Genomic DNA, 21,835 nt, shown 5'->3' on the forward strand with positions numbered 1-21,835 from the left:
CCGCCTCCGGGCGGCTTTTTCACGCCTGTTCGCCAGCTCCGCCGCGATGCCTGCCTGTTATGCTCAGGACCGGCATCTCGAAGGAGTGAGGCATGGAACAGGGCGCTTTGCAGCTCTTGGGCTACCTGCTGGTGCTGATCCAGGCGCTGGGGGTGGCTGCGGCCGTCCACGCGGTGTTCACCGTGCGGACCGCGCAGGGAGCCATCGCCTGGGCCATCTCCCTGCTGTTCATGCCCTATCTCACCCTGCTGCCCTATCTGGTGTTCGGTCGCAGCCGTTTCGACGCCTATATCCGGGCGCGGCGCCAGGCCGACCGGCAGATGCGCCGGGCGATGGCCGAGCAGGACTGGCGTCCCTGGGTCGAGGAGGCCAAGGCGGCCCATGGCAGCATGGCTTCGCAGGATCTCAAGGTGCTGGCGCGCCTCGGCCGCCAGCCGCCACTGGGCAACAACCGGGTGCGCCTGCTGATCGACGGCGAGGCCGCCTTCGCGGCGATTTTCGAGGCCGTCGCCCAGGCGCGCCAGGTGATCCTGCTGCAGTTCTTCATCGTCCGCGACGACCGCCTCGGCCGGCGTCTGCAGAGCCTGCTGCTGGAGCGGGCCGCCAGCGGCGTGCAGGTGTTCTTCCTCTACGACCGCGTCGGCTGCCACGCCCTGCCGCGTCACTATGTGCAGCGTCTGCGCGCGGGAGGGGTGGCGATGCGGGCCTTTTCGGCCTCCGCGCGCAGCGGGCTGCTCAACCGCTTCCAGTTGAACTTCCGCAACCACCGCAAGCTGGTGCTGGTCGACGGCCAGCGCGGCTTTCTCGGCGGGATGAACGTCGGCGACGACTACCTGGGAAACAATCCGCGGCTCTCGCCCTGGCGCGATACCCAGGTGGAGCTGAGCGGGCCCGTGCTGGCCTGCCTGCAGGAGTCCTTCGCCGAGGACTGGTTCTGGACCACCCGGCAACTGCCGCCGCTGCTGCTGCCGGAGCGCTATCCCGCCGGCGGGGTGCTCTGCCAACTGGTCGGCAGCGGCCCTGCCGATCCCCAGGAAACCGGCTCGCTGCAGTTCGTCGCGGCGATCAACGCGGCGCGTCGGCGGATCTGGCTGGCCAGTCCCTACTTCGTGCCCGACGAGTCGGTGTTCGCCGCCTTGCGCCTGGCGGCGCTGCGCGGGCTGGAGGTGCGCCTGCTGCTGCCGGCGCGGGCCGATCACCGGGTGGTCTACGCCGCTTCCAGCCTGTATGCCTTCGAGGCGCTCGAAGCGGGCATCCGGGTATTTCGCTATCTGCCGGGCTTCATGCACCAGAAGGTGCTGCTGATCGACGACGATACCGCGGCGGTGGGCAGCGCCAATCTGGACAACCGCTCGTTCCGGCTGAATTTCGAACTGACCCTGTTCGTCCTCGATACCGCCTTCGCCGCTGAGGTGGAATGCATGCTGCAAAGGGATTTCAGCCGTTCCCGCGAGCTGGACAGGGGGGAGAGCCGCCGGGCGCACCGCCTGAAACGCCTGGGCATGCGGGTGGCGCGGCTGATTTCGCCGATCCTCTGAAAGCGAAAAGCCCGCCGAGGCGGGCGGGCTTTTGCGGATCGGCTGTCGCGCCGGACCGGGGCCGTATCAGCGACGATGCTTGCTGTACTTGTAGGGGCCACGGTAGTGGCCTTTGCCGTGGTAATGGTGATGATGCTCGACACGGCGGCGACCGCGGTCGTCGTCATCGTCGTCGCCGTAGGCGTTGCCCAGGGCGCCGCCGCCGGCGCCGCCGAGCGCGGCGCCGATCACGCCGCCGGTGCGGCCGCCGACCGAGTTGCCGATAGCGTTGCCGCCGGCCGCGCCGAGCGCGCCGCCGATGGCCGCTTCGGTCCGGCTGCGCCGATCGGCGCCGATGCCGGCGCCGGCCGCGCCGCCGACGCCCGAGCCGATTACCGCGCCGGTGGAGCCGCCCAGGGCGCCACCGACGACCGAACCCAATGTTCCGCCCAGTGCGCCGCCGACCGCTGCCTCGGTGTTGCCGCCAGCGAATGCCGCGCCGCTGATCAGGCCGAAGGAGAGCAGGAGTATGGGTGCGTACTTCATGACGTGAACCTCAGTGGTGATGACGAGGCGATCCTCGCTGGAGTGCAGACACCTTGCAAGCGTTTTTTAGTGATTTTTCGATTTTTTCATTGCTTTGTAACTCATTGTTTGCTAAGGGGAACTTTGCTGAAACGGGACGGTCGATCCAATTTTGGGATTGTCCCGGCCGTTTTTCCGGCAGTCGCGGAATTTTCGGTTTTCCCGTGTTTTGGCGAGCGTTCCGTGAACCGCGGTGGAAGTTCTTCCGCTGGGAGCGAGTTCGTTCGCGATGCTTTTGGCCGCGAGGATGAATCCGCTCCCGCATTTCGGCCCGAGGCTCAGCACAATCCTTCGCACAGGGTCGCATAGCTCTCCACGGCGGCGAATTCCTCGGTGTCCTTCGGACCCTGGCGGCTGTCCGGCCGGCGTACCGCCAGCAAGTGGGCGATGCCGTAGCGCCGGGCGCTGCGCAGCACCGGCAGGCTGTCGTCGATGAACAGCGTGCGCGCCGGCGCGAAGCCGAAGTCCTGCTGCAGGGCGAACCAGAATTGCTGGTCCTCCTTGGGGAAGCCGTAGTCGTGGGCGCTGATCAGGCGCTCGAACCAGGGCGCCAGCTCGACTCGCTCCAGTTTCAGCGACAGCGAATCGCGGTGCGCGTTGGTGATCAGCGCGACGCGCTTGCCGGCGCCGCGCAGGGCCGCGAGGAGGCGGTCGGCCTCCGGGCGCAGGGCGATCAGGTGGGCGACCTCGCGCTTGAGTTCGACGACCGGCAGCTTCAGCTCGGCGCTCCAGAAGTCCAGGCAGTACCAGGTCAGCCGGCCGGCATGCTCGCGAAACAGCGGCAGCAGTTCGCGTTCGGCCAGGGCGCGGCCGATGCCGTGGTGCTCGGCGTAGCGTCGCGGCAGGTGCTCCAGCCAGAAGTGGTTGTCGAAGTGCAGGTCGAGCAGGGTGCCGTCCATGTCGAGCAGGACGGTGTCGATTTCGCTCCAGGATAGCGGGGGCATGGCGGCTCTTGTCGGTGGAGGCTTCGGGAAGCGTGGCATGCGAAGGACCTGCGCGCCATCGGCCGGAGGCGAGCCGGATCGCGAGCCGGGTTATGATAACCAGCCACGAGGCTCCAGAAGAACGTCAATCGAGCCGCCCATCCAGTCGAGGAATGACTATGCGCCAGAAACCCACCGTACTCGCTCGAGCGATCGTCGCGACCAGCCGTCTGTTTCGCGTCGAGGAATTGCAGTTGCGCTTCACCAATGGCGTCGAGCGCACCTATGAGCGTCTGGTGGGTACCGGCAGCGGCTACGGCGCGGTGATGGTCGTCGCGCTGATCGACGACCAGCACGCCCTGCTGGTGGAGGAGTACTGCGCCGGCACCGACGATTACCAGTTGTCCTTGCCCAAGGGACTGATCGAGCCGGGCGAGGACGTGCTGGTGGCGGCTAACCGCGAGCTGAAGGAGGAGGCCGGCTACGGCGCCCATCAACTGGAGTACCTCACCGAGCTGTCCCTTTCGCCCGGCTACATGACCCAGAAGATCCAGGTGGTGCTGGCCCGCGACCTCTACCCCAAGCGCCTGCCGGGCGACGAGCCGGAGCCGATGCGGGTCGAGCGGGTCAACCTGCGCGAGCTGTCCGGTCTGGTCCGGCATGCGCAGTTCAGCGAGGGACGGGCCCTGGCCGCGCTCTATCTGGCGCGCGATCTGCTGGTTCAGCGCGGAGCGCTGGTCCTGTGAGCGCCGTTCCCTTCGCCCCGCTGATCGACCTGGTGCGCCAGGCCGGCGCCGCCATCCTGCCGTACTGGCGCATGGACGGTATCGACGTACAGGAAAAGGACGACGCCTCGCCGGTGACCGCCGCCGACCTGGCCGCGCACCGCGTGCTCTGCGCCGGCCTGCGGGCGCTCGAACCGACGGTTCCGGTGCTCTCCGAGGAGGACTGCGCGATTCCCCTGGCCGAACGCGCCGGTTGGCGCCGCTGGTGGCTGGTCGACCCGCTGGACGGCACCAAGGAGTTCATCGCCGGCAGCGAGGAGTTCACCGTCAACGTCGCGCTGATCGAGGAGGGCCGGGTGCTGCTCGGCGTGGTCGGGGTGCCGGCGACCGGCTGCTGCTATTTCGGCGGCGCCGGGCTCGGCGCCTGGAGCAGCGAGATGTCGGGCGTCGAACGGCCGATCGCCGTGCGTCGCGCGCCGGGCGAGGATTTCACCGTGGTCGCCAGCCGGCGGCACAGCAGTCCGGCCCAGGAGCGCCTACTGCAGGGGCTCGCCGCGCGTTTCGGCAACCTGCGGCTGACCAGCGTCGGCAGTTCGCTGAAGTTCTGCCTGCTCGCCGAGGGGCTGGCGGATTTCTATCCGCGCCTGGCGCCGACCTCGCAGTGGGACACCGCCGCCGCCCAGGGCGTGCTCGAGGGCGCCGGCGGCGAGGTGCTGGATCTGCAGGGCAGGGCGCTGGACTACGCGGCGCGCGCCGATTTCCTCAACCCGTCGTTCCTGGCTCTGCCGCGCACGGCCGGCTGGCGCGACGGGCTGCTCGAACTGGCGCGGACGCTGGAGTGAGAAAAGCCCGCGGGGGACGCCCCCCGCGGCACGGGACTCGCCTCAGTCGAGCATGTCGCCGAAGCGCTCGTCCTTGCGGAAGCGGATCGCCTGCTTGAAGCCGGGTACCTTGACGCCTTCCTCGTTCACTTCGATGGCATGCTCGTCGATCATGTCCTGGCCGAAGTTGTAGAGGATATCGAAACGCCCCTGCAGGACCTGCTCGTCGTAGCGGCGGGCTGCCTCGCGGGTGGCTTCGCGGCGCGAACGGTAATCGGCGAAGGCGGCTTCGCCGTGGCGCTTGCGCAGCATCTTCTCGGTGACCCGTGGCGACAGCAGCACGCCGGTGGCGTTGTTGCCGCCGAAGCCCTTGGAGTTGATGAAGCAGACATCCAGGTCGTCGCGGCGCACGTCCCGCATGGAAAGACGCAGGTGCTGGTCGTGGACGTCGTCGGCGAAGCGATCGACGGTCTTGATGCCGGGCAGCAGGCCGTACTTGAAGGTGCCGAGCGCGGAGATCAACTGGTCGCCGCTGGCGGTGGCCAGGGAGTGGCCGACATAGGCCTTGACCGCGGCGACCGGCCAGTCGGCGATGCCGAAAGCTCCTGCGACGCGGTCGAGCAGTTCCGACTCGGTGACGCGGTTGGCCGGCGTGCTCGAACCGTGGGCATGGATGAAGCTGCGCTGGCGCACGCCGTCCTCGCCGACCAGTTGCATCGCGCTGGCCACCGCCTTGGCCACGGTCAGGTAGTTGCCCGGCCCGGGGGCGGAGATGGACTTCTTGAAGCCGTCGGCGTTGACGAACACGTCCGGCACCGCGCCGTGGATATCGGCGCCCAGCTCCAGGGCCAGGGAATCGTCCATCAGCACCACGTACTGCGCCGCCTCGGCCAGGGTGAAGCCGCAGTTGGCGCCGAAGGGACGGCTGGCACGGCGGAAATCCACCTGGTCGCGGCCTTCGATGTGGCGCAGGCCTTCCTCGGTGGCCAGGGCGCCCATGGCCGCATAGCCCTCGACGATTTCCGGGGTGATCGGCGCTTCGGCGTTGCCGGCCACCACCACCCGCGCCTGGCCGGAGGTGATGACGTCGATGCCCTTCTGCAGGTTGTAGAGGAAGGTGGCGCAGGCGCCGGTGATGCTGCCGGTGCTGCCGACGCTGCCCAGCACGTAGGCGTTGATGAAATCGGTGGGCATGCTGTTGAAGCCCAGCGGCAGTTGCTTGGAGGACACGCGGTGGCCCTTCAGGCGCGACTGCAGCAGGCCGCCGTAGCCGTTCTCGTCGAGCTGGCTCATGATGCTGCCGGAGAACACCGCCACCTCGTCGGGCTGCACGTGGTCGAGGATGGTCTGCCAGTCGATGCCGGTGGAGCGCAGCGCATCGGTGGCGGCCACCACCGACAGTTGCAGGCCGCGCGGGTGGAAGCGCGAATTGTAGAGTTCCCCCGGCTCGAAGCCGGTGGGCAACTGGCCGGCGGACTTCACTGGCATCTCGCGGTAGCTGTCGACCTTGAATTCGCAACTGCCGTGGATGGTCACCCGCACCTGGTGCTCTTCCAGGGGCTCGACGCTCCAGTTGGCCGGCAGCGGCTCGGGCAGTTGCTTGGCGCTGGTGGTGAAGTGCAGCGGCTGGTCTTCGCCGGACAGGGTCAGGCTCTTGTGCCAGTGGGTGGCGTCGACGTCGAAATATTGCCGCTCGATGCGCCGGATCAGGGTCGCGGCGAGGATCCGTTCGCCATGGCGGCGCTCGATCTCGGCCGGGGTGAGGGTGGAGCCATCGCTGTCGCGGTATTGGCCATCGACCACGCTCACCAGCTTCATCATCACGGCCAGTCCGGCGAGGGTTTCCTGGCGGGCCTGGGGGGTGAGGGACTCGATGACGGTGCGGCGGAAACCGTGGTGGAAGGAGCTGCGACCGGCTGAGTTGTAACCACCAAAACCAACGATGACAGGTAAGCGAGACATAGCTCGGAAAACTCCTCACGCAAGAGAATTGCAGGCTCCGGAATCGGGGGCCGGTCGCTGGCGGAGTGGCCGATCCGGGGCCGGCCGCTGGCCCGGCCCCGAGGATCGACTACGCCGAAGCGAAGAATTTGAGATGTCCATGTAGACGGGATCGGCAACGATCGAGTCACGGTTACCGCAGGTCGCTCTTCGCTTGGCATTGTAGCGGCCTGGGAGTGAAGGCATCGACGGGCGATCTTAGCCGATTGTAGCTCCGGACTGCAGAGGGAAGGAGACGACCGCCGCCGTTGGCGGCGGCGGTCGTCGCGGTCACAGACCGGCGTCCGAACGCAGCGCTTCGGCCTTGTCGGTGCGCTCCCAGGTGAAGGCGGTGAAGCTGTCGTTGCCGACGGTCATTTCCACCGGCGTGCGGCCGAAGTGGCCGTAGGCGGCGGTCGGCCGGTACATCGGGTGCAGCAGGTCGAGCATGTGGGTGATCGCGTAGGGGCGCAGGTCGAAATGCTCGCGGACCAACTGGACGATCCTGTCGTCGCCGATCTTGCCGGTACCGAAGGTGTTGATGGAGATGGAGGTCGGCTGGGCCACGCCGATGGCGTAGGAGACCTGGATCTCGCAGCGCTCGGCCAGGCCGGCGGCGACGATGTTCTTGGCCACGTAGCGGCCGGCGTAGGCCGCGGAGCGGTCCACCTTGGACGGGTCCTTGCCGGAGAAGGCGCCGCCGCCGTGACGGGCCATGCCGCCGTAGGAGTCGACGATGATCTTGCGCCCGGTCAGGCCGCAGTCGCCCACCGGGCCGCCGATGACGAACTTGCCGGTCGGGTTGATGTGGAACTGGGTGTCCTTGTGCAGCAGCTCGGCCGGCAGGGTGTGCTTGATGATCAGCTCCATCACCGCCTCGTGCAGGTCGGCCTGGGTGATCTCCGGGTTGTGCTGGGTGGACAGCACCACCGCGTCGATGCCGACCACCTTGCCGTTCTCGTAGCGGCAGGTGACCTGGCTCTTGGCGTCCGGGCGCAGCCAGGGCAGCAGGCCGGACTTGCGCGCCTCGGTCTGGCGTTCGACCAGGCGGTGGGAGAAGCAGATCGGCGCCGGCATCAGCACCTCGGTCTCGTCGCTGGCGTAGCCGAACATCAGGCCCTGGTCGCCGGCGCCCTGGTCTTCCGGCTTGGCGCGGTCGACGCCCTGGTTGATGTCCACCGACTGCTTGCCGATGATGTTGATGATGCCGCAGGTGTGGCCGTCGTAGCCGACGTCGGAGCTGTCGTAGCCGATGTCGACGATGACCTTGCGCACCAGTTCCTCCAGGTCGATCCAGGCGCTGGTGGTGATCTCGCCGGCGACGATGGCGACACCGGTCTTCACCAGGGTCTCGCAGGCCACCCGGGCGTGCTTGTCTTCGGCGATGATGGCGTCCAGCACCGCATCGGAAATCTGGTCGGCGATCTTGTCCGGATGCCCTTCGGACACGGACTCGGAGGTGAAAAGGGAGTATTCGCTCATCTATCGGTTCCTGTTGTTGCCGGTGGCTGAGTCGGCCTCGTGGCCGTGCCATCCAATGTTCAAGGGGTTCGCTGTCGTTCGCCGGCGCCCGCCGTTGTCCTGGCGAAGTGCCGTATCTGGATCTGGAAGCCGTTGCGCAGGCCTATGTACAGGCTGTCGCCGGGCTCCAGGCCGGCCTGCGCGGCCCAGCGCGCCAGTTCGTCCTGGTCGAAGCCGAGCCAGAGGTCGCCACAGGCCTCGCGGGCCCAGTCCTGATCGTGGCGGCACAGTTCGGTCAGCAGCAGGCTGCCCCCGCGCCTGACCCGCCCGGCCAGCCGCTGCAGCGCTTCGGCCGGCGCGGCGAAGTGGTGCAGCACCATGTTCAGCACCACGCAGTCGGCGCTGTCCGGGCTCTCCTGCAGCGCGTCGGCGAGCTTCAGCTCGACGTTCTCCAGGCATTCCCGGGCGCAGCGCTGGCGGGCCAGTTCGAGCATCGCCGGGCTGTTGTCCAGGGCCGTCACCCTCGCGAAACGCCGCGCCAGCTCGGGCAGCAGGGCGCCGTCGCCGGGGCCGACCTCCAGCGCGCAGGCCGAGTCGGCGAAGGCCTGCGCATCGAGCAGGGCCAGCAGGCTGTCGCGGTACTGCGGCAGGCCGGCGATCAGGTCCTGCTGCGCCTGGAACTTGTCCGCCATGCGGCTGAAGAAGTCGCGGCTGACCGCGGCGCGCTGGGCGTGCACCTCGGCGACCCGCGCGCGGATGGCGGCCTCCAGCTCCAGCGCGTCGACCTCCGCCAGCAGCGCCGCGCGCAGCGTGCCGGCGAAGCCGGCGGCGGCCGGCAGGGCGCGGCGGTAGAAGATCGCGTTGCCTTCGCGGCGCGTCGCCACCAGCCCGGCCTGGGCCAGCACCTTGAGGTGATGGCTGATGCCCGACTGGCCGATGGCGAAGATCTGCGCCAGCTCCAGCACGCCGAAGGAGTCGCTGGCCAGCACGCGCAGCACCTTGAGGCGCAGCGGATCGCCGCCGGCCTTGCAGAGGGCGGCCAGCTCGTCGCAGTCGTCGTCGCGGCGCAGGGTGGGGACACGCATGTTCATGGGGCCGGCAGTCTAGTCGGTCGATTTTTGCGCAGCAAGGCTGTATCAAAAAGTTTTGATATTGCACTTGTCCCGCAGGGCGGCGCGGTTCGCCGCACCCGGTCGGAAATGCCGGCGGGCGAGGGGGCTGCCGCGCTGCCGGCTGCTAATCTGGCGGGTTGTCGCCACTTCGACCATCCGCGATTGCCGCTGCCCTCGCGGCTGGGCGAAAATGACCGACTTTTTCGATTCAAGACTCCCAGGAGATCCAGCGATGCCCAGCCGTCGTGAGCGAGCCAATGCCATTCGTGCCCTGAGTATGGATGCCGTGCAGAAAGCCAACAGTGGCCATCCTGGCGCCCCCATGGGCATGGCGGATATCGCCGAAGTGCTGTGGCACGACTATCTCAGGCACAACCCGGCCAATCCGCAATGGGCCGACCGCGACCGCTTCGTGCTCTCCAACGGCCATGGCTCGATGCTGGTCTATTCGCTGCTGCATCTGACCGGCTACGACCTCTCGATCGACGACCTGAAGAACTTCCGCCAGTTCGGCAGCCGCACCCCCGGCCATCCCGAATACGGCTATACCCCCGGCGTCGAGACCACCACCGGCCCGCTCGGCCAGGGCCTGGCCAACGCCGTCGGCATGGCCGTGGCGGAGAAGGTGCTGGCCGCGCAGTTCAACCGGCCCGGGCAGCGCATCGTCGATCATTACACCTACGTGTTCCTCGGCGACGGCTGCCTGATGGAAGGCATCTCCCACGAAGTCTGCTCGCTGGCCGGCACCCTGGGGCTGAACAAGCTGGTCGCCTTCTACGACGACAACGGCATCTCCATCGACGGCGAGGTCGAGGGCTGGTTCACCGACGACACCCCGGCGCGCTTCGAGGCCTACGGCTGGCTGGTGATCCGCAACGTCGACGGCCACGACGCCGACGAGATCCGGACCGCGATCGAGACCGCGCGCAAGAGCGAGCGCCCGGTCCTGATCTGCTGCAAGACGGTGATCGGTTTCGGTTCGCCGAACAAGCAGGGCAAGGAAGCCTGCCACGGCGCCGCGCTGGGGGCCGAGGAAATCGCCCTGACCCGCGACGCGCTGGGCTGGAAGCACGCGCCGTTCGAGATTCCCGCCGAGATCTACGCCGGCTGGGACGCCAGGGCCGCCGGCGCCGCCCGCGAGACCGAATGGAACCGGCGCTTCGCCGCCTACCAGGCCGAGTTCCCGGAACTGGCCGCGGAGTTCCTGCGCCGCAGCCGTGGCGAACTGCCCGCCGATTTCGCCGCGAAGGCCGGCGAATACATCGCCGAAATCGCCGCCAAGGGGGAAACCATCGCCAGCCGCAAGGCCAGCCAGAACGCGCTGAACGCCTTCGGCCCGCTGCTGCCGGAGTTCCTCGGCGGCTCGGCGGACCTGGCCGGTTCCAACCTGACCCTGTGGAAGGGCTGCAAGGCGCTCGCGGCGGACGACGCCTCCGGTAACTACCTGCACTACGGCGTGCGCGAGTTCGGCATGAGCGCGATCATGAACGGTATCGCTCTGCACGGCGGCTTCATTCCCTACGGCGCCACCTTCCTGGTGTTCATGGAGTACGCCTGCAACGCCGTGCGCATGGCCGCGCTGATGAAGCAGCGCGTGCTGTTCGTCTACACCCACGACTCCATCGGCCTCGGCGAGGACGGCCCGACCCACCAGCCGGTCGAGCAACTGGCCAGCCTGCGCAGCACGCCGAACCTCGACACCTGGCGCCCGTGCGACGCGGTGGAGTCGGCGGTGGCCTGGAAATGCGCCATCGAGCGCCAGGACGGCCCGAGCACCCTGGTGTTCAGCCGCCAGAACCTGCCGCACCAGGCGCGCGATGCCCGGCAACTGGCCGATATCGCCCGCGGCGGCTACGTGCTCCGCGATTGTGCCGGCACCCCGGAGCTGATCCTCATCGCCACCGGTTCGGAGGTCGCCCTGGCGGTGCAGGCCCACGAGACGCTGAGCGGGCAGGGCCGCCGGGTGCGAGTGGTTTCCATGCCCTCGACCAGCGTGTTCGATCGCCAGGACGCCGCCTGGAAACAGGCCGTGCTGCCGTCCGGGGTCGGGGCGCGGATCGCCATCGAGGCCGCCCACGCCGACTTCTGGTACAAGTACGTCGGGCTGGCTGGACGCATCGTCGGCATGACCCGCTTCGGCGAGTCCGCGCCGGCCGGCGCGCTCTTCGAGCATTTCGGCTTCACCCTCGACAACCTGCTGGCCAGCGCCGGGGAACTGCTCGGGGACTGATGCGCCGGCCTCCCTCTCCCCGCGGCGGGAGAGGGGGAGGGAGCCTGGCCGGCGCCGCCTTTCCCCGGCCCTCTTCCCGGCGGGGAAGAGGGTGCGAACCGTCTACCTCCGAGACCTGTCATGCCCAATCCTCCCTACCGCGTCGCCCTCAACGGCTATGGCCGCATCGGTCGCTGCGTCTTGCGCGCCCACTATGAACGGGGCGCGTCTTCGGCGTTCCGCATCGTCGCGCTCAACGACCTGGCCGACCAGGCGAGCATCGAATACCTGACCCGTTTCGACTCCACCCACGGGCGCTTCCCCGGCGAGGTGCGGGTCGAGGGCGACCGGCTGTGCCTGAACGGCGACAGCCTGCGGGTGCTGCGCGCATCGACCCCGGAAGCTGTCGACTGGCGCTCCCTCGGCATCGACCTGGTGCTGGAATGTTCCGGCGTCTATCACAGCCGTGCCGACGGCGAGCGCTTCCTGCGCGCCGGGGCGCCGCGGGTGCTGTTCTCCCAGCCGATGGCCAGCGAGCACGACGTCGACGCCACCATCGTCTACGGGATCAACCAGCAGCGCCTCACGGGCGACGAAAGGCTGGTTTCCAACGCCTCCTGCACCACCAATTGCAGCGTGCCGCTGCTGAAATCGCTGAACGAGGCGATCGGCCTGGAGTACGTGTCCATCACCACCATCCACTCGGCGATGAACGACCAGCCGGTCATCGACGCCTATCACCACGAGGATCTGCGCCGCACGCGCTCGGCCTTCCAGTCGGTGATCCCGGTGTCGACCGGCCTGGCTCGTGGCATCGAGCGCCTGCTTCCGGAACTTTCCGGGCGCATTCAGGCCAAAGCCGTGCGGGTGCCGACGCTCAACGTCTCCTGCCTCGACATCACCCTGCAGACCGCTCGCGATACCTCGGCCGAGGAGGTCAACCGCGTGCTGCGCCAGGCTGCCGGGCAGGGGCCGCTCAAGGGATTGCTGGACTACACCGAATTGCCCCACGCCAGTTGCGATTTCAATCATGACCCCCATTCGGCCATCGTCGATGGCAGCCAGACCCGCGTTTCCGGCCCTCGGCTGGTCAACCTGCTGGCCTGGTTCGACAACGAGTGGGGTTTCGCCAACCGCATGCTCGACGTCGCCGGTCACTGGCTGGGCGTCGCCGCTGCACGACGATAGAACTTTCTGCCTCCGGGAAAAGGACCGACCGCATGACCGTGTTGAAGATGACCGACCTCGACCTCAAGGGTAAGCGCGTACTCATCCGTGAAGACCTCAACGTGCCGGTGAAGGACGGTGTGGTGAAGAGCGACGCCCGCATCCTCGCTTCGCTGCCGACCATCAAGCTGGCGCTGGAGAAGGGCGCGGCGGTGATGGTCTGCTCGCACCTGGGCCGCCCGACCGAGGGCGAATATTCCGAGGAGAACAGCCTGAAGCCGGTCGCCGACTACCTGTCCGGGGCCCTCGGTCGCGAGGTGCCGCTGCTCGGGGAATACCTGGACGGGGTGAAGGTCGAGCCGGGCCAGGTGGTGCTGTTCGAGAACGTGCGTTTCAACAAGGGCGAGAAGAAGAACGCCGACGAGCTGGCGCAGCGGTACGCCGCGCTCTGCGACGTGTTCGTCATGGACGCCTTCGGCACCGCCCACCGCGCCGAGGGTTCGACCCACGGCGTCGCCAGGTTCGCCAAGGTCGCCTGCGCCGGTCCCCTGCTGGCCGCCGAGCTGGAGGCGCTGGGCAAGGCGCTGGACAACCCGCAGCGGCCGATGGCCGCCATCGTCGCCGGTTCCAAGGTGTCCACCAAGCTCGACGTGCTCAACTCCCTGAGCCAGGTCTGCGACCAGTTGATCGTCGGCGGCGGCATCGCCAACACCTTCCTCGCCGCGGCCGGATACAAGGTCGGCAAGTCGCTCTACGAGGCCGATCTGGTCGACACCGCCAAGGCCATCGCCGCCAAGGTCAGCGTGCCGCTGCCGGTGGACGTGGTGGTCGCCAAGGCGTTCGCCGAGTCCGCCGAAGCCACCGTCAAGGCCATCGACGAGGTGGCCGATGACGACATGATCCTCGACATCGGCCCGCAGACCGCCGCGCAGTTCGCCGAACTGCTGAAATCCTCCCGGACCATCCTGTGGAACGGTCCGGTCGGCGTGTTCGAGTTCGACCAGTTCGGCAACGGCACCAAGGTCCTGGCCGAGGCCATCGCGGCGAGCCCGGCCTTCTCCATCGCCGGTGGCGGCGATACCCTGGCGGCCATCGACAAGTACGGCGTGGGCGAGAAAATCTCCTACATTTCCACCGGTGGGGGCGCCTTCCTCGAATTCGTCGAGGGCAAGGTGCTGCCGGCCGTGGCGGTGCTGGAAGAGCGCGCCAGGTAATACCCGTATCTCGATGGCTCCCGCGCTCCGGCGTGGGAGCCGCGCCCGGGATGTCCGGCGCCGCTGCATGGACGCCGGAGCGTCCGGGGGAGGCGTTCTCACGCGGGAGCGTGGGAACGCTCATGTTCTCCCCTCTGCCCGTGCGGGAGAGGGATTCAGGCTTGAGCCCGGGCCGCCGTCGGCGGTACGGGCAGCGATCGAACGATCATTATAGGGAGTACAAAGATGGCACTTATCAGCATGCGTCAGCTGCTGGACCACGCCGCCGAATTCGGCTACGGCGTGCCGGCCTTCAACGTCAACAACCTCGAGCAGATGCGCGCCATCATGGAAGCGGCCGACAAGACCGACTCGCCGGTGATCGTCCAGGCTTCCGCCGGCGCCCGCAAATACGCCGGTGCGCCCTTCCTGCGCCACCTGATCCTCGCCGCCATCGAGGAGTTCCCGCACATCCCGGTGTGCATGCACCAGGACCACGGCACCAGCCCCGACGTCTGCCAGCGCTCGATCCAGCTCGGCTTCTCCTCGGTGATGATGGACGGCTCGCTGAAGGAAGACGGCAAGACCCCGGCCGACTACGACTACAACGTGCGCGTGACCCGGCAGACCGTGGCCTTCGCCCACGCCTGCGGCGTTTCCGTGGAAGGCGAGCTGGGCTGCCTGGGCAGCCTGGAAACCGGCCAGGCCGGCGAGGAAGACGGCGTCGGCGCCGAAGGCACCCTGGACCACAGCCAGATGCTCACCGACCCGGAAGAGGCCGCGCGCTTCGTCAAGGAAACCCAGGTCGACGCCTTGGCCATCGCCATCGGCACCAGCCACGGCGCCTACAAGTTCACCAAGCCGCCGACCGGCGACATCCTCGCCATCGACCGCATCAAGGAAATCCACAAGCGCATCCCCGACACCCACCTGGTGATGCACGGCTCCAGCTCGGTTCCGCAGGACTGGCTGAAGGTGATCAACGAATACGGCGGCGACATCAAGGAAACCTACGGCGTGCCGGTCGAGGAAATCGTCGAGGGCATCAAGTACGGCGTGCGCAAGGTCAACATCGACACCGACCTGCGCCTGGCCTCCACCGGCGCGATCCGCCGCTTCATGGGCCAGAGCCCCAGCGAGTTCGACCCGCGCAAGTACCTGGCCAAGACTGTCGAGGCCATGCGCGACATCTGCATCGCCCGCTACGAGGCCTTCGGCACCGCCGGCCACGCCTCGAAGATCAAGCCGCTCTCCCTGGAAGCCATGTTCCAGCGCTACGCCAAGGGCGAGCTGGCCGCCAAGGTCAACTGAGCGCCGACCTGTTCCACGAGGCCCGCTTCGCGCGGGTCTCGTGCTTCAAGTGGGCCGGTCTTCCTGCAGCCAGGCCTGCAACGCCTCGACCGCCAGCCGGTGGTCGTCCCACTGCGGCAGGCCGGACAGGGTCAGGGCGCCGACCAGTTCCCCGTTGACCAGGCGCAGCGGGAAGCCGCCGCCGTGGGCCGCGTACTCGTGCGCGTCGATATGCGGCTGGGTTTCGAATTCCCGCCGCTTGCCGCGGTTGTACTCCCCCAGATACATCGAACTGTGCCCGAAACGCAGCACCGCATTGCGCTTGCGCCTGACCCAGTCATGGTTGTCGGCACTGGAGCCGGGCAGGGCGGCGCCGAAGACGATGCGGCCGTAGGCGTGGATCTCCAGCACGGCCGGGGCCTGGGCGGCGCTCGCGAGCCGCTGCAGGTGCAGACCCAGCCGCCAGGCGTCGGCCAGGTCTAAGGCGGGCAGGCGCAGTCGCGCCTCCTGCTCCAGCAGTTCGGACGGGCTCATCGGCGTACCTCCAGCGTGCGGCCCTGTTCGTGGCTACGGTAGGCCAGCTCGATCAGGCGGATGCCCAGCAGGGCGTCGGCGGGCGTCACCGGCGGCGGCAGACGTTTCTGCAGGGCTTGCGCCAGATGCCGGTAGAACAGTTGGTAGTTGCCGGCCAGGGTCGGCAGCGTGCGGGTTTCCCGCTCCGTGTACAGGTGCCCGTGCCGGCTCTCCGGCTCCAGCCCCCAGTCCGGGCCACCCGGCGTCGTGCCGGCGCGCAACGCGTCCTCCTGCGGATCGAGCCCGTACTTGTGGTAGCTGCCCAGGGTGCCCTGCAGCACGAAACGCGGGGTAGGGGCGGCGCAGAACGGGCTCGAGTGCAGCACCACCTCCTTGTCCGGATAGTGCAATTGCAGATGGAAGTAGTCGGTGGCCTCGGCGCCGTCGCGCAACCGGCGACAGCGGGCGGTGACGGCTTCGGGGGGGCCGAACAGCACCAGCGCCTGGTCGATCAGGTGGGGACCGAGATCGTAGAGGATGCCGCCGCCCGGGACGGCCTGCTCGCGCCAGCGGGCGCGCGGGATGGGGCGGAAACGGTCGAAGTGGGATTCGAAATGACGGATCTCGCCCAACCGGCCGTCGCGCAGCAACTGCTGCAGGGTCAGGAAGTCGCCGTCGAAGCGGCGGTTGTGGTAGATCGCCAGGAGCCGCTGCTGGCGGGCAGCCAGGGCCAGCAGTTCCTCGCCTTCCTCCGCTGTCACCACGAAGGGCTTTTCCACCAGTACGTCCTTGCCGGCCAGCAGGGCCTGCCGGGCCAGCGGATAGTGGCTGTGATTCGGCGAGGTGATGACCACCAGTTCGGCGTCGCTGCGGGCGATCAGCTCGCTGCCGTCGGAGTAGTGCTGCAACCGCGGGTAGTCCTGGCGCAGTTGTTCCTGGCCGCTGCTGATGGCCACCAGCCGCAGCTCCGGCTGGTTGTGGATGAAGGGCAGGTGGAAGATGCGGGCTGAGAGCCCGTAGCCGATCACGGCGGTCTTAATCAATGGGAGCCTCCAGGGTGAGGATCGGAATCTCGAGGTCGACGAGCGCCCGGCGCAACGGCCCGTCGGGCAGCGCGTCGCAGATCAGCAGGTCCAGCCGGGCCAGTTCGCAGACCTGGTGCAACTGCTGGGTGTCGAACTTGTCGGCGCAGCCGACCGCGATCAGTTGTTCGGACTGGGCGATCGCCCGGCGTTTCAGGGCGGCTTCGCTGGCCGTCGGGGCGCTGAGGCCGTGCTCGCTCAGGGCGCAGATGCCCAGGACGGCGTGCCGCAGGCGGAACTGCCCGAGCTGCCGCTCGGTTTCCGGCCCCAGCATCATGCGCTGCAGCGCATCGAACTCCCCGCCCAGCGCATGGAGGCCGAGCGCCGGGTTCCGGCTCAGCAACTGCAAGGCATCCAGTGCGGCGCTGACCAGGGCGAAGGGTTGGGGCTGGGCGGCGAGCAGCCGGGCCAGCTCCAGCAGGGTGCTGCCGGCGTCCAGGTACAGGCTGGCGCCGGGCTGGAGCATCTCCAGGGTTCGCCTGGCGAGCGCGACCTTGGCGTCGTTGCGCGGACGCTGCTGGAAGGGCAGCGGTTCGCTGGCCGGCGTGAGCAGCCGGGCGCCGCCGCGGATGCGCTGGAAGCGGGGCTGTTCGGTCAGCCGGATCAGGTCCCGCCGTGCCGAGTCGCGGGAGATGCCGAAGTGCCGGCAGATCTCGTCCAGGGTGATGCGCTGCTGGCGCTCCAGCAGGTTGGCGATGACGGCGAGCCGCTCTTCCTGGGTCACGGCATTCATTTCAAGTGATTCTGCATGTTTTTAAGTGATTAAAAGCTTATTTTGGCAAAAACACTCAAGTCAAATGTTTTGTTAAGTGTTTTCAAGTGATTTTGCCTCGAAGCAAGGGTCGATTCCCTGGCCGGGACTTACCGTTCGTAAGCGCCCGCTGCCCGTGGCTCCCGCTCGTTCGATGGGGCTGCGCTGCCGATGCTGGTAGGCTTTCGGGGCGACGCCGCCCGCTCGTCGAATCGTCCGTGCAACCGAGGAAGACCCCCGGCATGACCCCGCTCAAGTACCTCGCCGCCTACCCGTCCCACCTGCAGGATCAGGTCCGCCGGCTGATCGCCGAGGGGCGCCTGGGCGACTACCTGGCCAAGCGCTATCCCGGCCGTCATGCCGTGCAGAGCGACAAGGCGCTGTACGCCTACACCATGGAACTCAAGCAGCGCTACCTGCGCAACGCGCCGGGCATCGACAAGGTGCTCTACGACAGCAAGCTGGACGTGCTGCGCAACGCCCTCGGCCTGCATACCGCGGTCTCGCGCGTGCAGGGCGGCAGGCTCAAGGCGAAGAAGGAGATCCGCGTGGCCGCGCTGTTCCGCGAGGCGGCGCCGGAGTTCCTCGACATGATCGTGGTGCATGAGTTGGCGCACCTGCGCGAGTTCGAGCACAACAAGGCCTTCTACCAGCTCTGCGAGCACATGTTGCCCGGTTATCAGCAGCTCGAATTCGACCTGCGCGTCTACCTGACCTGGCGCGATCTGGGCGGGCAGGATGCCTTGCCGGGGCGCTGAGCCCTTCCTTCCCATCCGGCAAAGTGCACGCTGCGCCTGGGCAATTTCTTGCATTTTGCCGGACATGCTTCTAGGGTTTTTCTGCAACTCATTGATTCATAGGGTAATTGCCTTTGGCATGAAGCCTGCTATTTTTTCCGCCGCAGGACCATATGATTAGGGGGTAGCCAATGAAGCAGATAGAAGAAACCCTTGTCGCCGCTTTTCCCGAGTACGAGGTTCTCCTCGAGCAGCGTCCGGACGGCAGCCTGCTCTTCACCTTGCGGCAGGACGGCCGGCCGGTGATGCGCCGCGCCCTGTCTCTCGATCAGATGCGGAACAGCCTGCAGCTCGACTGGCTGATCGGCGCCATACAGCGCGACCTGGCCATCGAGGCCGGCGAGGCGCCGATGGTCGCCAGGCTGCAGAGCCAGAGCCGCCTCCGCTTGCCCACCTACGCCATCCACTGATAGCGAAGACCGGTCCGTTCCGGGGCGACCTTCGCCTTGGGGCGGGCGCGACCGGCGAAAATCCCTCCGGTTTCCTCCCGCCATCTTTGCCGCTTCATCCCGACCTGCTTTACTGGCGGCTCCGCCAGGTCCGTCAATACCCGCCTGGCCGTTCCCACAAGGAGTTTTTTTCATGGCTGGTAGCAGTCTGCTGACCCTGATCGACGATATCGCCACCCTGCTCGACGACGTCTCGGTGATGACCAAGCTCGCGGCGAAGAAAACCGCCGGCGTGCTCGGCGACGATCTCGCCCTCAACGCCCAGCAGGTCACCGGCGTCGCGGCCGAGCGGGAGTTGCCGGTGGTCTGGGCGGTGGCCAAGGGCTCGCTGCGCAACAAGGCGATCCTGGTGCCCGCCGCGCTGCTCATCAGCGCCCTGGCGCCCTGGCTGATCACCCCGCTGTTGATGCTGGGCGGCGCCTTCCTCTGTTTCGAGGGGTTCGAGAAACTGGCGCACAAGCTGACCCACAGCGCCGCCGAGGACGAGACCGAGCGTGCCGAACTGAGCGCCGCGCTGGCCGATCCGAACATCGATCTGGTCGCCTTCGAGCAGGACAAGATCAAGGGCGCGGTGCGCACCGACTTCATCCTTTCCGCCGAGATCATCGCCATCAGCCTCGGCACCGTGGCGCAGGCTTCCTTCACCACCCAGGTCGCGGTGCTGGTGGGCATCTCGCTGATCATCACCGTTGGCGTCTACGGACTGGTCGCCGGCATCGTCAAGCTGGACGACCTCGGCCTCTATCTGGAGCGCCAGCCCAGCGCGCTGCTGAACCGGCTGGGCCGGGGCCTGCTGGCGGCGGCGCCCTGGCTGATGAAAGCCTTGTCGGTGCTCGGCACCGCGGCGATGTTCCTGGTCGGCGGCGGCATCCTGGTGCATGGCCTGCCGTTCCTGGCCCACTGGCTGCACGGCCTGGAAGCCACCACCAACGGCTTGCCGAATGTCGGCAGCATCCTCTCGGCGCTGCTGCCGACAGTGCTGAACGCACTGGTCGGCATCGTCGCCGGCGGCCTGGTGCTGGCCGGCGTCACGCTGGTCGAGCGCGTCATGAAAGCCTTCGGTCGCTGAGAGCGTTCGGCCGGGCCGTTCCGCCAGGAATGGCCCGGCTCCTTCAACCGACCTCCAGCACTTCGTAGCGCTGGAGCGCCCCGGCCAGCGTCAGTTCGATCTCGTCTCCCTCGCCGCGTCCGAGCAGGCGCTGGCCGAGCGGCGAGCGCGGGGTGATGACCATCACTTGCCGGTCGCCGTCGCGGACCTTGAGCCCGGCCGCGTCCGGGCCGAGGAACAGCGTCTGTTCCACGCCCTGCCCGTCGACCAGACGCACCAGGTCGGTCAACTGGATGCCGCGCCCGGCATCGAAAGGACGCGCTTGCAGGTTCCGGTAGCGGTTCAGGGCCTGGCGGATTTCCTCCAGCCGGCGCGACTGGCCGGCGGCCAGATAGGCCGCTTCCAGGCCGCGGGTATCGTATTTGTTCTCGGCGACGCTCTCTTCGTGGGTCGCCGCCTCGTGGGCCGTCTGTACGGCGATCCGGGCGAGGGCGAGATCGTCCTCCAGGCGGGCGAGGATCAGTTGCAGTACGCGGGTTTTGCTCATCGGAAGGCGTCGGGGCGGGGAAAAGAAAAGCCCGGCGGCATCCGGCCGGGCGAGGAACGCCGGCCTGCGGCCGGCGTCACGAAGCTCATAGTTGATTGCGATTCGGCCGCGCCTGCAAGTCCCGCCGTCGCGCGAGGGACGCGACGCGGTGGCGTCCCTCGCGAGGCCCCTCAGAGCGTGCGCAGGAAGGCCACCAGATCGGCCTTCTCCTCCGCGCTCAGGCCGCGCTGCAGCACCAGATTGAAGAACTCCACGGTATCTTCCAGGGTCAGCAGGCGGCCGTCGTGCAGGTACGGCGGCGAGTCCTTGATGCCGCGCAGCGGGAAGGTCTTGATCGGCCCGTCGGCCTTGGCCAGGCGGCCGTTGATGGTCTGCGGCTCGAAGAAGCGCTCGGTCTTCAGATTGTGCATCAGGTTGTCGGTGTAGTAGGGCGGCGCGTGGCAGCCGGCACAGGCGGCCTTGCCGTGGAACAGCGCCTCGCCGCGCAGTTCCTGCTCGCTGGCCTGGCCTTTGATCAGCCGGCCCTCGACATCCAGCTTGGGTGCCGGCGGGAAATCCAGAAGGGCCTGGAACTCGCCCATGAAATGCACTTGGCTGCCGCGTTCGAGGATGTTCACCCCCTTCTTGGTGGCGATCACTGGATCGCCGTCGAAGTAGGCGGCGCGCTGCTCGAATTCGGTGAAGTCCTCCACCGATTTCAGGGCCCGTTGCGAACCGAACAGCCGCTGGATGTTCACCCCGCGCAGCGTCGGGGTATCGATGCGGTGACGCAGTTCCTGCGGGCGGATGTCGCCGACCAGGTGGGTGGCGGCGTTGGTGTGGCCGTTGGCGTGGCAGTCGAGGCAGGCCACGCCGCGGTGCGGGTGCTCGCTGCGGCGGTCCTCGGTGACGTTGAACTGCTGCTGCGGGAAGGGCGTGAGCAACAGGCGCAGGCCTTCGAGCTGCTTGGGATTGAGGATGCCGTTGAACAGCTCGTAGTAGTTGAACAGGGTCACCTGCTTGCCCTGCGACACGTCGCCCAGGTCCGGGCGGGTGGTGAGGAAGATCGGCGCCGGAAACTCGGGTAGGAAATGGTCGGGCAGGTCGTAGTCCAGGTCGAAGCGGGTCAGGTCGCGCTGTTCCTGCTTGTTGATCTCGTCGATCATGAACTGCGGGAAGAGCATGCCGCCCTCGCCGTGCTTGGGATGGGGCAGCGGCATGAAACCGGCCGGGAACAGGCGCTTGCCGCGGATCTCCTCGGGGTTCAGGCGGCCCAGGTCGTCCCAGTTGGTACCGCCCGGCAGCTTGACGCGCACGCCGCCCTGCACCGGCTTGCCCTTGCTCATGGCGACGCCCTGGACGGGCTTGTCGGACAGGTCGTAGCGCGCATCCAGCAGACGCCGCTGGGTCTGCATCACGCTGGATTTCTCGCCCGCGAGGCGTTCCTTGGTGGTGGCGAAGTCTTCGGTGATCGCCACCGGCGAGTAGCTGGTCGGTTTCTCTTCCGGGGCGGCCCGGACGCTGTCGGCCAGGCTCAGCGCCAGGGCGATCGGGATCGCCAGGCCCGCTTTTATTGTTGCTTTGCTCATGGGGGTCTCCCTGCGATGGATGTCCAGAGGCAACAGCAACAGGTATAGACGAGCGCAGCGGAGAGGGCGAATCGCCAGAAAGAAGGACGGCCGGAAC

The 21,835-nt window shown here is 67.7% G+C and carries 20 protein-coding genes; 10 read left to right on the forward strand and 10 right to left on the reverse strand.

Annotated elements, in window-relative coordinates; translation table 11 throughout:
* Positions 1-92: 92 nt before the first annotated feature.
* Positions 93-1,538: a cardiolipin synthase gene (gene cls / locus AVCA_RS02520; RefSeq protein ID WP_012699227.1), complete on the forward strand. Its 1,446-nt coding sequence runs from the start codon at positions 93-95 to the stop codon at positions 1,536-1,538.
* 66 nt (positions 1,539-1,604) lie between these two features.
* On the opposite strand, the gene AVCA_RS02525 is transcribed toward cls, so the two are convergent.
* Positions 1,605-2,063, reverse strand: a complete 459-nt coding sequence (locus AVCA_RS02525) for a glycine zipper domain-containing protein (protein WP_012699228.1) — start codon at positions 2,061-2,063, stop codon at positions 1,605-1,607.
* A gap of 317 nt (positions 2,064-2,380) precedes the next feature.
* A complete protein-coding gene (gene yrfG / locus AVCA_RS02530) occupies positions 2,381-3,046 on the reverse strand; it encodes a GMP/IMP nucleotidase (RefSeq protein ID WP_012699229.1) in 666 nt (221 codons plus the stop codon).
* A 158-nt stretch (positions 3,047-3,204) separates the two neighbouring features.
* Between yrfG and nudE the strand changes: the two genes are divergently transcribed.
* Together nudE and cysQ are read left to right on the forward strand one after the other, a co-directional pair.
* Entirely contained in the window at positions 3,205-3,771 is a 567-nt protein-coding gene (gene nudE, locus AVCA_RS02535; protein ID WP_012699230.1) for an ADP compounds hydrolase NudE, read from the forward strand.
* Positions 3,768-4,592, forward strand: coding sequence for a 3'(2'),5'-bisphosphate nucleotidase CysQ (gene cysQ, locus AVCA_RS02540; RefSeq protein WP_012699231.1), 825 nt, complete (start codon positions 3,768-3,770; stop codon positions 4,590-4,592). Before nudE ends, cysQ begins: the two co-directional genes overlap by 4 nt.
* Positions 4,593-4,634: 42 nt before the next feature.
* Here the strand turns inward: cysQ and AVCA_RS02545 are convergent, their stop codons facing one another.
* The 3 genes from AVCA_RS02545 to AVCA_RS02555 all read right to left on the reverse strand — a co-directional run bounded on the left by AVCA_RS02545 (position 4,635) and on the right by AVCA_RS02555 (position 9,103).
* Positions 4,635-6,533 carry a beta-ketoacyl synthase gene (locus AVCA_RS02545; RefSeq protein WP_012699232.1) on the reverse strand — a complete coding sequence of 633 codons (1,899 nt, stop codon included), beginning with the start codon at positions 6,531-6,533 and terminating at the stop codon, positions 4,635-4,637.
* 309 nt (positions 6,534-6,842) lie between these two features.
* Entirely contained in the window at positions 6,843-8,033 is a 1,191-nt protein-coding gene (gene metK, locus AVCA_RS02550; RefSeq protein WP_012699234.1) for a methionine adenosyltransferase, read from the reverse strand.
* Between the two features lie 59 nt (positions 8,034-8,092).
* Positions 8,093-9,103, reverse strand: coding sequence for an ArsR/SmtB family transcription factor (locus AVCA_RS02555; RefSeq protein WP_012699235.1), 1,011 nt, complete (start codon positions 9,101-9,103; stop codon positions 8,093-8,095).
* 253 nt (positions 9,104-9,356) lie between these two features.
* Here AVCA_RS02555 and tkt point away from each other — a divergent pair, with 253 nt between their 5' ends.
* The 4 genes from tkt to fba all read left to right on the forward strand — a co-directional run bounded on the left by tkt (position 9,357) and on the right by fba (position 15,004).
* The gene (tkt, locus tag AVCA_RS02560; RefSeq protein ID WP_012699238.1) at positions 9,357-11,354 is read left to right on the forward strand and encodes a transketolase; all 1,998 of its coding nucleotides are present in this window, start codon (positions 9,357-9,359) and stop codon (positions 11,352-11,354) included.
* Positions 11,355-11,474: 120 nt separating this feature from the next.
* Positions 11,475-12,521, forward strand: coding sequence for an erythrose-4-phosphate dehydrogenase (gene epd / locus AVCA_RS02565; RefSeq protein WP_012699239.1), 1,047 nt, complete (start codon positions 11,475-11,477; stop codon positions 12,519-12,521).
* Positions 12,522-12,553: 32 nt separating this feature from the next.
* Positions 12,554-13,714 (forward strand): phosphoglycerate kinase, encoded by a 1,161-nt coding sequence (locus AVCA_RS02570; protein WP_012699240.1) that lies wholly within the window; start codon positions 12,554-12,556, stop codon positions 13,712-13,714.
* 225 nt (positions 13,715-13,939) lie between these two features.
* On the forward strand, positions 13,940-15,004 hold the full coding sequence (gene fba, locus AVCA_RS02575) for a class II fructose-bisphosphate aldolase (RefSeq protein ID WP_012699241.1): 1,065 nt from the start codon (positions 13,940-13,942) through the stop codon (positions 15,002-15,004).
* A 45-nt stretch (positions 15,005-15,049) separates the two neighbouring features.
* Here the strand turns inward: fba and AVCA_RS02580 are convergent, their stop codons facing one another.
* The 3 genes from AVCA_RS02580 to AVCA_RS02590 are packed head-to-tail and all read right to left on the reverse strand — an operon-like array spanning position 15,050 to position 17,311.
* Positions 15,050-15,517, reverse strand: coding sequence for a heme-degrading domain-containing protein (locus tag AVCA_RS02580; RefSeq protein ID WP_012699242.1), 468 nt, complete (start codon positions 15,515-15,517; stop codon positions 15,050-15,052).
* Complete coding sequence (locus tag AVCA_RS02585) at positions 15,514-16,539, reverse strand: oxidoreductase (protein WP_231876204.1); 1,026 nt, start codon at positions 16,537-16,539, stop codon at positions 15,514-15,516. Before AVCA_RS02585 ends, AVCA_RS02580 begins: the two co-directional genes overlap by 4 nt.
* On the reverse strand, positions 16,532-17,311 hold the full coding sequence (locus AVCA_RS02590; protein ID WP_012699244.1) for a DeoR/GlpR family DNA-binding transcription regulator: 780 nt from the start codon (positions 17,309-17,311) through the stop codon (positions 16,532-16,534). Before AVCA_RS02590 ends, AVCA_RS02585 begins: the two co-directional genes overlap by 8 nt.
* A gap of 260 nt (positions 17,312-17,571) precedes the next feature.
* Here AVCA_RS02590 and AVCA_RS02595 point away from each other — a divergent pair, with 260 nt between their 5' ends.
* The 3 genes from AVCA_RS02595 to AVCA_RS02605 all read left to right on the forward strand — a co-directional run bounded on the left by AVCA_RS02595 (position 17,572) and on the right by AVCA_RS02605 (position 19,644).
* Positions 17,572-18,087 (forward strand): M48 metallopeptidase family protein, encoded by a 516-nt coding sequence (locus tag AVCA_RS02595; RefSeq protein ID WP_012699245.1) that lies wholly within the window; start codon positions 17,572-17,574, stop codon positions 18,085-18,087.
* Between the two features lie 170 nt (positions 18,088-18,257).
* On the forward strand, positions 18,258-18,536 hold the full coding sequence (locus AVCA_RS02600) for a DUF3509 domain-containing protein (protein WP_012699246.1): 279 nt from the start codon (positions 18,258-18,260) through the stop codon (positions 18,534-18,536).
* A gap of 172 nt (positions 18,537-18,708) precedes the next feature.
* Positions 18,709-19,644 (forward strand): DUF808 domain-containing protein, encoded by a 936-nt coding sequence (locus AVCA_RS02605; RefSeq protein ID WP_012699247.1) that lies wholly within the window; start codon positions 18,709-18,711, stop codon positions 19,642-19,644.
* Positions 19,645-19,687: 43 nt separating this feature from the next.
* On the opposite strand, the gene AVCA_RS02610 is transcribed toward AVCA_RS02605, so the two are convergent.
* Positions 19,688-20,170, reverse strand: a complete 483-nt coding sequence (locus AVCA_RS02610) for a GreA/GreB family elongation factor (RefSeq protein ID WP_012699248.1) — start codon at positions 20,168-20,170, stop codon at positions 19,688-19,690.
* A gap of 170 nt (positions 20,171-20,340) precedes the next feature.
* A complete protein-coding gene (locus AVCA_RS02615) occupies positions 20,341-21,738 on the reverse strand; it encodes a cytochrome b6 (RefSeq protein WP_012699249.1) in 1,398 nt (465 codons plus the stop codon).
* Between the last annotated feature and the right edge of the window lie 97 nt (positions 21,739-21,835).

The sequence above is a fragment of the Azotobacter vinelandii CA genome (assembly GCF_000380335.1).
Lineage (GTDB): Bacteria > Pseudomonadota > Gammaproteobacteria > Pseudomonadales > Pseudomonadaceae > Azotobacter > Azotobacter vinelandii.

Bases quoted from the DNA above. Each gene is read 5' to 3' on its own strand.
- cls (WP_012699227.1), top strand. From the start codon at position 93: ATGGAACAGGGCGCTTTGCAGCTCTTGGGCTACCTGCTGGTGCTGATC.
- AVCA_RS02525 (WP_012699228.1), bottom strand. From the start codon at position 2,063: ATGAAGTACGCACCCATACTCCTGCTCTCCTTCGGCCTGATCAGCGGC.
- yrfG (WP_012699229.1), bottom strand. From the start codon at position 3,046: ATGCCCCCGCTATCCTGGAGCGAAATCGACACCGTCCTGCTCGACATG.
- nudE (WP_012699230.1), top strand. From the start codon at position 3,205: ATGCGCCAGAAACCCACCGTACTCGCTCGAGCGATCGTCGCGACCAGC.
- AVCA_RS02545 (WP_012699232.1), bottom strand. From the start codon at position 6,533: ATGTCTCGCTTACCTGTCATCGTTGGTTTTGGTGGTTACAACTCAGCC.
- metK (WP_012699234.1), bottom strand. From the start codon at position 8,033: ATGAGCGAATACTCCCTTTTCACCTCCGAGTCCGTGTCCGAAGGGCAT.
- AVCA_RS02555 (WP_012699235.1), bottom strand. From the start codon at position 9,103: ATGAACATGCGTGTCCCCACCCTGCGCCGCGACGACGACTGCGACGAG.
- tkt (WP_012699238.1), top strand. From the start codon at position 9,357: ATGCCCAGCCGTCGTGAGCGAGCCAATGCCATTCGTGCCCTGAGTATG.
- epd (WP_012699239.1), top strand. From the start codon at position 11,475: ATGCCCAATCCTCCCTACCGCGTCGCCCTCAACGGCTATGGCCGCATC.
- AVCA_RS02570 (WP_012699240.1), top strand. From the start codon at position 12,554: ATGACCGTGTTGAAGATGACCGACCTCGACCTCAAGGGTAAGCGCGTA.
- fba (WP_012699241.1), top strand. From the start codon at position 13,940: ATGGCACTTATCAGCATGCGTCAGCTGCTGGACCACGCCGCCGAATTC.
- AVCA_RS02580 (WP_012699242.1), bottom strand. From the start codon at position 15,517: ATGAGCCCGTCCGAACTGCTGGAGCAGGAGGCGCGACTGCGCCTGCCC.
- AVCA_RS02590 (WP_012699244.1), bottom strand. From the start codon at position 17,311: ATGAATGCCGTGACCCAGGAAGAGCGGCTCGCCGTCATCGCCAACCTG.
- AVCA_RS02595 (WP_012699245.1), top strand. From the start codon at position 17,572: ATGACCCCGCTCAAGTACCTCGCCGCCTACCCGTCCCACCTGCAGGAT.
- AVCA_RS02600 (WP_012699246.1), top strand. From the start codon at position 18,258: ATGAAGCAGATAGAAGAAACCCTTGTCGCCGCTTTTCCCGAGTACGAG.
- AVCA_RS02605 (WP_012699247.1), top strand. From the start codon at position 18,709: ATGGCTGGTAGCAGTCTGCTGACCCTGATCGACGATATCGCCACCCTG.
- AVCA_RS02610 (WP_012699248.1), bottom strand. From the start codon at position 20,170: ATGAGCAAAACCCGCGTACTGCAACTGATCCTCGCCCGCCTGGAGGAC.
- AVCA_RS02615 (WP_012699249.1), bottom strand. From the start codon at position 21,738: ATGAGCAAAGCAACAATAAAAGCGGGCCTGGCGATCCCGATCGCCCTG.